Origin of the sequence: Pseudomonas khavaziana (assembly GCF_036704165.1) — a bacterium.
GTDB lineage: Bacteria > Pseudomonadota > Gammaproteobacteria > Pseudomonadales > Pseudomonadaceae > Aquipseudomonas > Aquipseudomonas khavaziana.
In genome coordinates this window covers 777,093-790,741 of record NZ_CP129946.1, presented here as the reverse complement: position 1 = coordinate 790,741, position 13,649 = coordinate 777,093, and the positions used below count along the sequence as shown (strand labels likewise).

Annotated in this window: 11 protein-coding genes; 5 read left to right on the top strand and 6 right to left on the bottom strand. The window is 61.0% G+C overall.

Translation table 11 applies throughout. The features are described from left to right. Positions 1-118: 118 nt before the first annotated feature. Positions 119-661, bottom strand: coding sequence for an oligoribonuclease (orn, locus tag QYQ93_RS03420; protein ID WP_010213620.1), 543 nt, complete (start codon positions 659-661; stop codon positions 119-121). A gap of 108 nt (positions 662-769) precedes the next feature. On the opposite strand from orn, the gene rsgA reads away from it, so the two are divergent. Beyond that, positions 770-1,801, top strand: a complete 1,032-nt coding sequence (gene rsgA / locus QYQ93_RS03415) for a small ribosomal subunit biogenesis GTPase RsgA (protein WP_043047889.1) — start codon at positions 770-772, stop codon at positions 1,799-1,801. A gap of 168 nt (positions 1,802-1,969) precedes the next feature. Here the strand turns inward: rsgA and motB are convergent, their stop codons facing one another. After that, on the bottom strand, positions 1,970-2,989 hold the full coding sequence (motB, locus tag QYQ93_RS03410; RefSeq protein ID WP_057023433.1) for a flagellar motor protein MotB: 1,020 nt from the start codon (positions 2,987-2,989) through the stop codon (positions 1,970-1,972). A gap of 3 nt (positions 2,990-2,992) precedes the next feature. Next, positions 2,993-3,844 carry a flagellar motor stator protein MotA gene (motA, locus tag QYQ93_RS03405; protein WP_043047893.1) on the bottom strand — a complete coding sequence of 284 codons (852 nt, stop codon included), beginning with the start codon at positions 3,842-3,844 and terminating at the stop codon, positions 2,993-2,995. Between the two features lie 166 nt (positions 3,845-4,010). Here motA and QYQ93_RS03400 point away from each other — a divergent pair, with 166 nt between their 5' ends. From QYQ93_RS03400 to asd, 3 genes are read left to right on the top strand one after another with little or no spacing between them, the layout of a single operon-like run. Continuing rightward, the gene (locus QYQ93_RS03400; protein ID WP_338476334.1) at positions 4,011-5,546 is read left to right on the top strand and encodes an HDOD domain-containing protein; all 1,536 of its coding nucleotides are present in this window, start codon (positions 4,011-4,013) and stop codon (positions 5,544-5,546) included. Positions 5,547-5,603: 57 nt separating this feature from the next. Continuing rightward, positions 5,604-6,419 (top strand): rhodanese-like domain-containing protein, encoded by an 816-nt coding sequence (locus QYQ93_RS03395; protein WP_043047895.1) that lies wholly within the window; start codon positions 5,604-5,606, stop codon positions 6,417-6,419. Positions 6,420-6,434: 15 nt separating this feature from the next. After that, a complete protein-coding gene (gene asd / locus QYQ93_RS03390; protein ID WP_043047897.1) occupies positions 6,435-7,295 on the top strand; it encodes an archaetidylserine decarboxylase in 861 nt (286 codons plus the stop codon). A gap of 132 nt (positions 7,296-7,427) precedes the next feature. Here asd and serB read toward each other — a convergent pair whose 3' ends face one another. Next, positions 7,428-8,642 (bottom strand): phosphoserine phosphatase SerB, encoded by a 1,215-nt coding sequence (serB, locus tag QYQ93_RS03385; protein ID WP_217881320.1) that lies wholly within the window; start codon positions 8,640-8,642, stop codon positions 7,428-7,430. Positions 8,643-8,775: 133 nt separating this feature from the next. Between serB and QYQ93_RS03380 the strand changes: the two genes are divergently transcribed. Continuing rightward, positions 8,776-10,311: an AhpA/YtjB family protein gene (locus QYQ93_RS03380; protein ID WP_338476333.1), complete on the top strand. Its 1,536-nt coding sequence runs from the start codon at positions 8,776-8,778 to the stop codon at positions 10,309-10,311. A 172-nt stretch (positions 10,312-10,483) separates the two neighbouring features. On the opposite strand, the gene QYQ93_RS03375 is transcribed toward QYQ93_RS03380, so the two are convergent. Together QYQ93_RS03375 and parC are read right to left on the bottom strand one after the other, a co-directional pair. Then, a complete protein-coding gene (locus QYQ93_RS03375; protein ID WP_043047900.1) occupies positions 10,484-11,194 on the bottom strand; it encodes a PqiC family protein in 711 nt (236 codons plus the stop codon). Between the two features lie 172 nt (positions 11,195-11,366). Then, the gene (gene parC, locus QYQ93_RS03370) at positions 11,367-13,631 is read right to left on the bottom strand and encodes a DNA topoisomerase IV subunit A (protein WP_043047901.1); all 2,265 of its coding nucleotides are present in this window, start codon (positions 13,629-13,631) and stop codon (positions 11,367-11,369) included. Positions 13,632-13,649: the final 18 nt, after the last annotated feature.

The window sequence follows — 13,649 nt, the reverse complement described above, 5'->3', positions numbered from 1 at the left end:
CATTCAAACGTGGGAGGGGGCTTGCTCCCGATGAGGGAGTGTCAGTCGATGCATCTGGGGCTGACACAACGCCATCGGGAGCAAGCCCCCTCCCACATGTTCAGCAGTCGCCCCGTTTTCAAGCCTTGATGAAATGCTTGCGGTAATGCTGCAACTCGGCAATCGACTCGCGAATATCATCCAGCGCCAGGTGCGTGCTGCCTTTATGGAAGCTGTCCTTGACCTCCGGCGCCCAACGCGCAGCCAGCTCTTTGAGCGTCGACACGTCGAGGTTGCGATAGTGGAAGTAGCTCTCCAGCGCCTTCATATGCGTATAGAGGAAGCGTCGGTCCTGGCAGATGCTGTTGCCGCAGATCGGCGACTTGCCCTTGGGTACCCACTTTTCCAGGAAGGCGATGGTTTCAGCTTCGGCTTCGGCCATGCTGATGCGGCTGTCGCGCACGCGTTGGGTCAGGCCGGAGTTACCGTGGGTGCGGGTGTTCCACTCATCCATGGTGGCGAGCACGGCGTCACTATGGTGGATGGCGATCACCGGACCTTCGGCCAAGGTGTTGAGGTTGCTGTCGGTGACAATGGTCGCCATCTCGATAATGACGTCGGTGTCGGGGTTCAGACCGGTCATTTCCAGATCGATCCAAATCAGGTTCTGTGGGTTTTGCATGGCTTGATTCTCTTGGCACCTTGGCGTAGCCAGGCAGTTTAGCAGGCGGGGGCGTGCTAGACTCGCGACCGTTTTACCTAACCTTTGCATTATCGACACGGAACACCAATGGCCAAACGCCAGCTCAATCGTCGCCAAAACTGGCGCATCGAAAAGATTCAAGGTGAACGCGCCGCACGCGCCGCCAAACGTGAATCCTCCGCCGTGGAAGCACTCGAGGGCGGCGACCTGGGCCCAGAACAAACCGGCCTGGTGATCGCGCACTTCGGTGTGCAGGTCGAGGTCGAGGCGCTGGAAGGCGAGCTCGCAGGCTCAGTATCCCGTTGCCACCTGCGCGCCAACCTGCCTGCGCTGGTCACCGGCGACAAAGTCGTGTGGCGTGCCGGTAACCAGGGCATCGGCGTGATCGTCGCCCAATTGCCACGCAGCACCGAACTGCGCCGCCCCGACAGCCGTGGCCAGCTCAAGCCGGTAGCCGCCAACGTCGACATGATCGTGATCGTGTTCGCGCCGCTGCCCGAACCCCATGCCAACCTGATCGATCGCTACCTGGTCGCGGCCGAGCATGCCGGTATTCGCCCGCTGCTGCTGCTGAACAAATTCGACCTGATCGACGAGCAGAACGCCCCGGCGCTCAATGCCTTGCTGGCGGTCTACCGCACCCTGGGCTACCCGGTGCTGGAAGTGTCAGCCCATCACGGCAACGGCATGGAACAACTGCAACAGCAGTTGGACGGGCGCATCAGCGTGTTTGTCGGCCAGTCCGGCGTGGGCAAGTCCTCGCTGGTCAACAGCCTGTTGCCGGAAGTCGACACCCGAGTTGGCCCACTGTCGGAACTGTCCGGCCAGGGCACTCACACCACCACCACCGCGCGGCTGTTCCACTTCCCCGGCGGCGGCGAATTGATCGACTCCCCGGGCATCCGTGAATTCGGCTTGGGCCACGTCAGCCGCAGCGATGTGGAGGCAGGCTTTATCGAGTTCAACGACCTGATCGGCACCTGCCGCTTCCGCGACTGCAAGCACGACCGCGAGCCTGGCTGTGCGTTGCTCAAGGCCTTGGAAGATGGCCGAGTGCAACAGCAGCGAATGAACAGCTATCGGTCGATTATTGCGAGTTTGCCTGAAAGCAATTACTAAGCCGCCAGCCTCTGTAGGAGCGAGCTTGCTCGCGAAGACCCCAAGAGCAACGCGGGCATCCTGGATACACGCGTTATCGTTGACGTTTTTCGCGAGCAAGCTCGCTCCTACAGTGAAACAGCAAATACAACAAGGCCGCGATCATCGCGGCCTTGTTGTATCTGGAGCTTAGGAGGCCGGCGCAGGCACCGTAGGATCCTTCACCCCGCCATCATCAAACAGGTTCAACTTCTGCCGCAGTTCATGGGCCGGCAGCGGCTGCTGTTCCGGCGGTAGCGCATTCGGATCAACCGGCACTTCGCCTGGTGCGCCGTCACCCTGGGTCGGTGTCGGTGGCGGCGGCTGGTCGCCCTCAATCGCACGCTGGGCCTTTTTGGTGAGTACCACGATATCGATACGGCGGTTGACCGGATTGAACGGGTCCTTGGGATCAAACAACTGCGAAGAAGCAAAACCTACCACTCGCGCCACTTGCGGGTCTGGATAGCTACCGGCCACCAGTGCACGGCGGGCGGCGTTGGCGCGGTTGGCCGAGAGTTCCCAGTTGCCAAAATCGCCCTGGCCCGCGTAAGGCTTGGCATCGGTGTGGCCGCTGATGCTGATCTTGTTCGGCACCGCCTTGATGGTGTCGGCCATGGCCAGCAGGATGTCTTCAAAGTACGGTTTCAAGCGCGCGCTGCCGGAGTCGAACATCGGCCGGTTGGCGGCGTCGGTAATCTGGATGCGCAGCCCCTCGGGGGTGATCTCGAAGGAAATCTGGTCCTTGAATTTCAGCAACTGCGGGTTTTCTTCAACCTTATTCTGCAATTCTTGCAGCAACAGCTCCAGGCGCTCCTGCTCGACCTGCTCGGCCATGGTTTCAACCGTATCGCGCTCGATCGGGATTTTTTCCTGGGGCGACTCGGTCTGCACCTCCGGGTTGATGGTGCGCTCAGGTGCCAACTGTGGCGAGCCGCCCAGGTCGATCACGAAGGGCGTGCCGCTTTCCGAAAAGCCAATCGGGTCTTTGAAGTAACCGGCGATGGCGATCTTCTGTTCCGGCGTGGCGGTAGACATCAGCCACAGCACCAGGAAGAACGCCATCATTGCCGTGGCAAAGTCGGCGAAGGCGATTTTCCAGGCACCACCATGGTGCCCCGCAGCGAAGCGCTTGACGCGCTTGATAATGATTGGCTGGTTGTTTTCCATGGCTTAGCGACCGCGAACCGCTTGTTCCAGCTCGGAGAAACTTGGGCGATGCTTGGGGTACAGCACCTTGCGCCCGAACTCCACGGCCAGCGACGGCGGCATGCCCGACGCGGACGCTACCAGGCACGCCTTGATCGCTTCATAGAGATTGACCTCTTCCTTGGCATCATGGGCCAGGGATGTGGCGAGGGGCCCAAAGAAACCATAGGCCGCGAGGATACCGAAGAAGGTCCCCACCAGCGCCGCGCCGACGTGCATGCCGATGGCCGCCTGGTCGCCCTCGCCAAGGGAGGCCATGGTCACCACGATACCCAGTACCGCGGCGACAATACCAAAGCCCGGCATGCCGTCGGCGATGCCGGTCACGGCGTGGGACGGATGCTCCAGCTCTTCCTTGAGGCTGAACAGTTCCATGTCGAACAGGCCTTCCAGCTCGTGGGGCGCCATATTGCCGGACGACATGATGCGCAAATAATCACAGATATACGCAGTCATGCGCTCGTCTTTGAGCACCGCCGGGTATTTGGCGAAAATCGGGCTGGCGGCGGCGTCTTCGATATCGCCCTCGATCGCCATCATGCCTTCACGGCGGCTCTTGTTGAGGATCTCGTAGACCAGCCCCAGCACCTCCAGATAGAAGGTGTGGGAAAAGCGCGAACTGAACATCCCCAGCGACTTCTTGATCACATGCATGGTCATGTAGCCGGGGTTGGCCTGCAAGAATGCGCCAAACGCCGCGCCGCCGATAATCAGCACTTCGAAAGGTTGAATCAACGCGGCGATTTTACCGTGGGAGAGGACGTACCCTCCGAGCACACTTGCGATGACGACAATGATGCCGATAATTTTAGCCATAGGAGATGGGTACTTGCGCCGTCGGGTTCATGGACATATTGGGTGTTGCGGAAAACTCTTGTTCTACTTATCGGCAAAACTGCGCCAGACTATAGCCCGTTAAGGCGAAAAGCCAATTCAGCCCGTTCCGGGCGTGTTAAACGCAAGTGATGATCGCGCCCCAATCATGGCAAACGAAACGACCGTATCCAATGCAAAACCCACCACCCTCGCCGCTTGGATCAAGCGCCTGGACGATGTTTTGCTGCCAGTGCCCCAGGCCAGCCATGAACGCGTATGCAAGGCCATTCGCGATAGTCGCAGTTCATTGCGAGATATTGCCGAACTGATGCAGAACAGCCCGGCCCTGGTGCTCAGCGTGATGCGCGAAGCCAACAGTCAAACCCATGGCAGCCTGGCCGAACCTGCGGAAAACCTCGAAGTCGCGCTTAATCGCCTCGGCCTCGAGCGTGCAGAGGAACTGCTGGCGCGCCTGCCCTCAGTGCCAGCCCAGGAAATCCCTGTTGCGTTGCGCCAATTGCTATTGGTGAGCCAGCATGCGTCCCAGCAAGCCAACGGTTTGTTCGGCAGCCGCTTGGCGCGGTTGTGGCAGGACATCCACTGGGGCAGCCTGCTGTTTCTGTCGCCGCTGTGGCCGATGGCCGTCGCCTTCCCCAAGCTGTTGGAGGAATGGGAACTGCGGGTTATCCATAAAGGCCAGTCGGCGCGCCATGTCGAGCAGGAGCTGTTCGGCGTGCGCTTGCTCGATCTGTGCCTGGGCCTGACCGAAGCCTGGCACCTGCCGATCTGGGTGTCACAGGGCTACAAGCTGTTGTTAGAGGAGCAGCGTTTGCTGGTCAAGGCGCTGCACATTGCCCGCGAAGACGATGCCCTGCGCCACCAGCAACTGCTCGATGCCGAGCCCAACCTGCGCCGCTGGCTGAACCAGCCGGCCAACACCGTGCTGCTGGCCAACGGCCTGGCGATGTCGGCCCAGGAATCCTGGACTTGCCCGCACACCGAGCGTTGGCAATACCTGACCGCCTTGTACCTGCAGGTGCCATTGAGTGACGTGCAACAGCAGGTGCACCAGCAAGCTGTGACCAGCGCACGCACCACCTTGATGCCCGACCTCTGGCACCCGGCGCTGTCGCTGATCTGGCCGTGGCATGTGCAGAAGGTCCATCGCGGCCTGCTGCCAGCGCCGCCGCCCACCGCCGAGTCCCTTGCGGTGTGGCGCAAACACTGTACGGAACTGCTGGTCGAGCCAAATCGTTTCGCCAATGCCATGCACCTGACCACCTGCGCCAAGAGCGCCTTGGTAGCCAGCGGTATGCAGCGGGTTTTGCTGTTCATGGCCGACCGCGCCCTGAGTACCTTGCGCGTGCACCAGGCCGATGGGCTGCCCAAGGACGCCGCACACCTGAGCCTGGATGTGGTCAACAGCACATTGCTGCAACGCCTGCTGGAAAAATCCGCCCAGGTGCGGCTCAGCCCCGACAACCATGCGCAGTTCTCAGCCCTGCTGCCGCCGGTCCTGCGCCGCTTGTTTACCGGCGAGCACTTGCTGCTGCGCTCTTTGAGCTGCAACGGCCGCGTGGTAATGCTGATCGTCGCGGACCAGGGCGGCGGGCCATTCTCGGAAACCACCGTGCAGGCGTTCGGCAAAACCGCCCAATGCATCGAAAAGGCCCTGCACAGCTTTACCAACCGCAGCGCCTGATGCTTGCGCTACAATCGCGGTCTTTAATCGCCAACATTTGTGCCCAGGAGACCTCACATGCCTGACTTCTCTGGCTTGCCGCTGGTGATCGAATCCAGCGACCTGCTTGGCCGCCTTGATGCCAAACACCTGATTGTGGTGGACCTCACCAGTGCCGCCCGCTACGCCGCAGGGCATATCCCCGGCGCGCATTTCGTTGACCCCAAACGCACCCAACTGGGCCAGCCACCGGCACCCGGCCTGCTGCCCAGCCAAGCCGACCTGGAAAAACTGTTCGGCGAACTGGGCCACACCCCGGACGCGACCTACGTGGTCTATGACGACGAAGGCGGCGGCTGGGCCGGGCGCTTTATCTGGATGCTCGACGTGATCGGCCATCCGAAATATCACTACCTGGACGGCGGCCTGCTGGCGTGGCTGGAGGAAAAACTACCGCTCTCCACCGATGTACCCGCACCGGTCGGCGGCCCGGTCAGCCTCACGCTGCACGATGGCCCCACCGCAACCCGCGAATACCTGCAAAGCCGTCTCGGTGCCACCGACCTGGGTATCTGGGACGCCCGTGGCCCGCTGGAATATTCCGGCGAGAAAGTGCTCGCGGCCAAGGGCGGTCACATCCCCGGTGCAGTGAATTTCGAATGGACCGCCGGCATGGACAAGGCGCGCAACCTGCGTATCCGCCGTGACATGCCGCAGGTCCTCGAAGACCTCGGGCTGACCCGCGACAAAGAAATCATCACCCATTGCCAGACTCACCACCGCTCTGGCTTCACCTACCTGGTGGCCAAGGCGCTCGGTTATCCGCGAGTCAAAGGTTATGCCGGTTCCTGGGGCGAATGGGGCAACCACCCCGACACCCCCGTTGAGATTTAAGGTTTAAGGACAGTTATGAAAAAGCAGTTGTTTATCCTCAGCCAGTATTTGCTCCCACACCACTTGCTCTCGCGCTTGGCCGGCTGCGTTGCCGAGTGCCGCGTGCGCTGGTTCAAGAACGCCTTCACCGCCTGGTTCGCCAAGCGCTATCAGGTGGACATGTCCCAGGCCCTGGTGGAAGACCTGACCGCCTACGAGCACTTCAACGCCTTCTTCACCCGCGCCTTGAAAGACGACGCCCGCCCGCTGGACCCGACCCCAGGCGCGGTACTCAGCCCGGCCGACGGCGCCGTCAGCCAGGTAGGCCCGATCGAGCATGGCCGCATCTTCCAGGCCAAGGGCCACAGCTTCAGTGTGCTGGAATTGCTCGGCGGTGACGCGGCGCTGGCTGCTCCATTCATGGGTGGCGACTTCGCCACTATTTATCTGTCGCCGAAGGACTACCACCGCGTGCACATGCCACTGGCCGGTACCTTGCGCGAGATGGTGTACGTGCCAGGGCGGATTTTCTCGGTCAACCAGACCACCGCTGAAAACGTGCCGGAGCTGTTTGCGCGTAACGAGCGGGCGGTCTGCCTGTTCGACACCGAACGCGGCCCGATGGCGGTGGTGTTGGTGGGCGCTATGATCGTGGCGTCGATTGAAACCGTGTGGGCCGGCCTGGTCACGCCACCCAAGCGCGAGCTGAAAACCTTCCGCTATGACGAAGCTGCCCGCGCGCCGATTCATTTGGAAAAGGGTGCAGAGATGGGTCGCTTCAAGCTGGGCTCGACCGCCATCGTGCTGTTCGGTCCGGACCAGGTGAAGTGGACCGAAGCGTTGCTGGCGGGTGCGCCAGTGCAGATGGGCCAGGCTATCGCACTGCCTAAAGCCTGATCTGAAAACTGCAAAGATCAAATGTGGGAGGGGGCTCGCTCCCGATGGCGGTGGAATAGTCTATACATCTCTGACTGGAATACCGCCATCGGGAGCAAGCCCCCTCCCACATTTTTGACCGCATTTCGTCAATTAGACCTGACCGTCGCGGTCGCGCAAGCCCAGCAGATACAGCACGCCATCCAGACCCAAGGTCGAGATCGCTTGCTTGGCCGATTGCTTGACCAACGGCTTGGCGCGAAACGCCACACCCAGCCCGGCAATCGCCAGCATCGGCAGGTCATTGGCGCCATCGCCGACCGCAATGGTCTGCTCCAGCCGCAAGCCTTCCTTGTGGGCCAGTTCCTTGAGCAGATCCGCCTTGCGCTGCGCATCGACAATCGGCTCGACGGCCACTCCGGTCACCTTGCCATCCACCACTTCCAGCTCGTTGGCGAATACATAGTCAATGCCCAACTTCGCCTGCAACTGCTTGGCGAAGTAGGTGAAGCCGCCCGACAGGATGGCGGTCTTGTAGCCCAGGCGCTTGAGTTCGGCGAACAGAACCTCGGCACCCTCGGTCAGGCGCAGTGACGCGCCGATGGAATCCAGCACACTCACGTCCAGGCCCTTGAGCAACGCCAGACGCTCCTTGAAGCTGGCCCGAAAATCCAGCTCACCGGCCATCGCCCGCTCGGTAATCGCGGACACTTGCTCGCCCACACCGGCCGCCTTGGCCAGCTCGTCGATGACTTCGGCTTCGATCAGGGTGGAGTCCATGTCGAACACCGCCAGGCGACGGTTGCGACGGAACAGCGAGTCTTCCTGGAAGGCGATATCGACATTCAGCTCCTGGGCAACACTGAGGAATTCGGCACGTAGCGCTTGCGCATCGGCGGGTTCGCCGCGCACGGAGAACTCGATGCAGCCCTTGCCCTTATCAGCAGGGGTATCCAATGGCATGCGACCCGACAGACGGTCGATATGGTCGATATTCAAACCATACTGCGCGGTAATGGAGCTGACGCGTTGCAACTGCTCGGCCGTGACCTTGCGGGTCAACAGGGTGACGATATGGCGTTTTTTGCCCTGGCCTTGCACCCAGTGCTGGTAGTCCGCTTCGGATACCGGAGTGAAACGCACCTGTTGATCCAGCTTATAGGCCGTGAACAGGATGTCCTTGAGTACCGCCGAGGCCTGCTCGGTGCTGGGGATTTCCACCAGGATGCCGAACGACAGGGTGTCATGGATCACCGCCTGGCCGATGTCGAGAATGGTCACACCACCCTGAGCCAGGACGCCGGTGATGGCCGCGGTGAGACCCGGTCGGTCAAGACCTGTGATGTTGATCAGGACAATTTCGCGCAAAGCGCACCCCCAGGCTGGAAAAAAACCGCATTCTACCCACTTTCAGTGACCATCGGGCACAGCCAGCGCTTTGCCGGCCATGGGCCTGTCGCTATACTGCGCGTCAACTTCACGGACCAAGAGCCGAGCGCAAGTGAACCGGCCCACGCCAGTAAAAACCGATAACTTCTTCCTGCTGATCTTCCGGGCACTGCGCCACCGCCGTGTACCGATCGCATTACGCATCGCCAGCCATAACGTGATCCTGGTCGCTTTGGCCCTGGTGATCTACGCCTGCGTGATGGGTTTGCAGTTCAAGCAGGCCATGCATGAGCAGGCAGATGCCCTGGGCGAGAGCCTGACGACCCAGACCGCCACGTCGGCGACTGAGTTGCTGGTGTCCAACGACATCCTCAGCCTCAACGTACTGCTCAACAACCTGACCAAGAACCCGCTGGTGGCCCATGCCGCCATCTATAGCGTGGATAACCGGATCATGGCCGAGGCCGGGCAACGCCCGAAGAACGGCCTGTTGGGTGAAGCCGAGGGCCTGTACCAGAGCAATATCACCTTTCAGGATGTGAAGGCCGGCCAACTGCGTATCAGCCTTGATATGCAGCAGTTCCAGCAGCCGATGACCATCAGCCTGCAGAGCATGGGCATCTTGAGCGCGATCCTGCTGGCCCTGGCCCTGGCCTTGAGCCTGCGCCTGGGGCGGCATATCTCCACGCCGTTGATGCAACTGCGCATCTGGCTGCGGGATATCGACGAACACACCCCGGCCACTGATCGCCAGGACGAAATCGGCGACCTCGCACGCCAGCTTCACGCCAGCTTTGCACCGGAACCTAAAGTCCCGGAAGTCGAACCTGAGCCAGAGTACGACGACACCGACGACTACAACGACGAGCCTGAGTTTGAAGTACGCAACCTGCGCGACCCGGGCTTCGACGAAAGCGCGCCGGTAGCCGGCCTGAAGCCAGCGCCGCGCCATGTGATCAAGGCCGAAGAAGACGAGCTGGACGACGAAGACCCGTTCGCCGACCTGCGCGATACCTCGGCCGTGGCCCCAGCTGCTGCGCCGAAGCCGGTTGCGGTGGAAAGGAACACCGAGCCGCAACACAGCGCCGTACTCGCCGTGCAACTGGGAGCCCAGGAGCAACTGCGCCGCCTGCCGCGTGCGCGCCTGACCGAGTTGCTCGAACGCTACCGCGACTGCCTCGACCAGGCCGCCTCGCTGTACCAGAGCGAACTGCACACCCTTAACGATGGCAGCACGCTGATGCTGTTCCACAGCGAAGACAGCGGCGAAGACTACCTGACCAATGCAATCTGCTGCGGCGAGCTGTTGCGCGCCCTGGGCCACGCCCTGCAGATCGAAGTGGCCGATAGCGGCATCACCCTGCAACTGCAGCTTGGCTTGACGGTGGGCGATGACCTGTTTGGCATGAGCCAGATCGACCTGCTGCTGACCGAAATCGCCCAGGATGCCCTGGCCTTGTCCCAACACAGCCGCAACCTGCTGTTGGTGGAACGCAAGATCAGTGAAGACACGCTGATCCGCCAACGCGCCCGCATCCGCCCGATTGCCAGCCCTGAAGGGGCCAGCTGTGTGGAGCGGTTGATGGAGCCGTATCCGTCGATGCTCGAGCGCCAGTTGGCGCGCATGCATGAGACCCGCAAACCCTGAGGCTAAGGCTTTTGTAGGAGCGAGCTTGCTCGCGAAAAACTCACAGACGCCGCGTTTATTCAGAAAACACGCGTTATCGTTGACGCTTTTCGCGAGCAAGCTCGCTCCTACAGAACAGCCCAATAAAAAGGCCCGCTTATTCAGCGGGCCTTTTGTTTGTGCGCCATTCAGATCAGAACCTGAACACTTCCAAGTCCGTGCGAATCGGCGTTGCCATCGGCATCTTCGGCTTTTCCGGAGCTGCCGGCTTGGGCTGGGAAGCCTGTTTGCGAGGTGTCTCGGCAGCAACCGGCGGCTGGTTGGCCAGTGGCTTGAGCGCCACCGACAACTGCTGTGCCAAATGCTGCAACAGCACACCCTGGGCCTGGACCTGGGACGCGGTGGTGCCGGCGTGCTCTTCCTGCAAATGTACGATGCGGTTATCCCGCACCTGTCCACGACGGTCTATCAGACGCCACTGTGCATCCAGGATTGCAGGTTGCGACTTGCCGGAGTCAAGCCGCGTGATCGTCAACAGCACCTGCACATCCGGAGTAAACCCGGATGGCCCTGGTGCCAGCACTACGCGCTGGCTGTCCAGTTGGCCGGCCACCTGGCGCAACATCAGTTGATTGATATCGGACGACAGGCTGCCTGCCCAACGACCATCGGTGGAACCTTGCAGGCTGCCATCGTTCTGACGTTGTAGCAGGGTTTCGCGCTGCAGGTAATCGGCAACGACTACCGGGCCAAGCAATACCGCCATGCCCGCTGTCTGGGCTGGCTGAGCCGGACTTCCGCTGTCCAGCTGGTACAGCGAAACCGGTTGGTGCGTGCTGCAACCCGCAAGCCCTAAAAGGCCAGCGAGCATCAAAAATAGTGGAAGGCGTGGAGCAGTCATCATCCCATCCAGGTGGCTGCCACAAGGCGAACCACAATGTAATACTAAAAATAACCTGACACGCTCGGCCACGCCGGCGCTGGAAAGGCCATATCATCCGTGAATATGCGCCATGACTCCAGCGCGAAAGCGTCGATCTACGCGTTAAATCGTAGATCGAGGCCTCTAGTACAGCTTAAACCGGCGTTTCCACCAGCAAGGCGTCCACTCGCTGGAAGCCGCGAGGCAGTTTATTACCACGCCGACCACGTTCGCCCTTGTAGTGTTCCAGGTCGTCAGGGCGCAATGACAACGTGCGCTTGCCGGCCTGGAGCACCAGGGTAGAGCCTTCCGGGACCACCGCGATGTCGGTCACGAACTCTTCACGACTGGCCACCCGGTCGCCGGGAATGCCGATAATCTTGTTGCCCTTGCCTTTGCCTAGCTGCGGCAAATCGCTGATCTTGAACACCAGCAAACGCCCTTCGGTGGTCACCGAAGCCAGCCAGTTGCTCTCACGATCATCCACCGGCCTTGGCAGGATCACCTTGGCGTTGTTCGGCAGGCTCAACAGCGCCTTGCCCGCCTTGTTCTTGGCCTGCAGGTCTTCACCCTTGACCACGAAACCGTAGCCGGCGTCGGAGGCGATGACGTACAGCGAATCATCGTCCGGCAACAGCACGCACTCGAAGCTGGCCCCCGGTGGCGGCGTAAGGCGCCCGGTCAACGGTTCACCCTGCCCCCGTGCAGACGGCAAGGTATGGGCCGGCACTGAATAACTGCGCCCGGTCGAATCAATAAACACCGCAAACTGGTTGGAACGCCCGGCCGCAGCGGTCTTGAAGCCATCACCGGCTTTGTAGGAAAGGCCGGTGGCGTCAATATCATGCCCTTTGGCGGAACGAACCCAACCCTTTTCCGACAAAACGACGGTAATTTTCTCGTTAGGCAACAGCTCGGTTTCTGTCAGCGCCTTCGCTTCAGCACGCTCGACGATAGGCGAACGGCGGTCATCGCCGTAGGTTTCCGCGTCTTTGATCAGTTCACTGCGCACCAGCTTCTTGAGCTTGGCTTCGCTGCCCAGCAGCGCCTGCAACTTGGCTTGCTCCTTGAGCAGCGCATCTTGCTCGTCGCGCAGCTTCATTTCTTCCAGGCGTGCCAACTGGCGCAAGCGGGTGTCGAGGATGTAGTCAGCCTGGATTTCGCTCAGCTCGAAACGCGCGATCAACTCGGCCTTCGGGTGCTCGGCGGTACGGATGATATGGATCACTTCATCCAGGTTGAGGTAGGCAATCAGCAAACCGTCCAACAGGTGCAGGCGGCGCTCGACCTTGTCGAGGCGAAATTGCAGGCGGCGGCGCACGGTTTGTACGCGGAACTCCAACCATTCCACCAGCAGATTGCGCAGGTTCTTCAACTGCGGCTTGCCGTCCAGGCCGATGATATTGACGTTGACCCGATAGCTGGACTCCAGGTCGGTGCTGGCAAACAAATGCTGCATCAGCACTTCATGATCCACCCGGCTATTGGTCGGGATAATCACGATGCGGCACGGGTTCTCATGGTCGGACTCGTCACGCAGGTCGGCCACTTGCGGCAGTTTCGATGGCTTGGCCTGCATCAACGCGGCGATCTGCTCCAGCACCTTGGCACCGGACACCTGGTGCGGCAGCGCGGTGACAATGATGTCGCCGTCTTCGATGTGGTACACGGCGCGCATACGCACCGAGCCCTTGCCGGTTTCGTACATCTTCAACAGGTCGGCGCGGGGCGTGATGATTTCCGCTTCGGTCGGGTAATCCGGGCCCTGGATATGCTCGCAAAGCTGCTCGACCGTGGCCTTGGGCTCATCCAGCAAGCGCACGCAGGCGGTGGCGACTTCACGCAGGTTGTGCGGCGGTACGTCGGTGGCCATGCCGACCGCGATACCGGTGGTGCCATTGAGCAGGATATTCGGCAAACGTGCCGGCAATACCAAAGGCTCGTCGAGGGTTCCGTCAAAGTTCGGCCCCCAGTTTGCAGTGCCTTGGCCCAATTCGCTGAGCAGCACTTCGGAGTAACGCGACAACCGCGCCTCGGTGTAACGCATGGCAGCGAAGGACTTGGGATCGTCCGGCGCCCCCCAGTTGCCCTGGCCGTCCACCAGGGTGTAGCGGTAGCTGAACGGCTGGGCCATCAACACCATGGCTTCATAGCACGCCGAATCGCCGTGGGGGTGGAACTTACCCAGCACGTCACCGACAGTACGCGCCGACTTCTTGTGCTTGGAATCGGCGTCCAGGCCCAACTCACTCATGGCATAGATGATGCGCCGTTGCACGGGCTTCAGGCCGTCGCCGATATGCGGCAAGGCACGGTCCATGATCACGTACATGGAGTAGTTGAGGTAGGCATTTTCGGTGAAGTCAGCCAGCGACCGGCGTTCTACGCCATCTAAGCTGTCTGCGAGGATGTCACTCATGCGGGCCTCATCATTGTA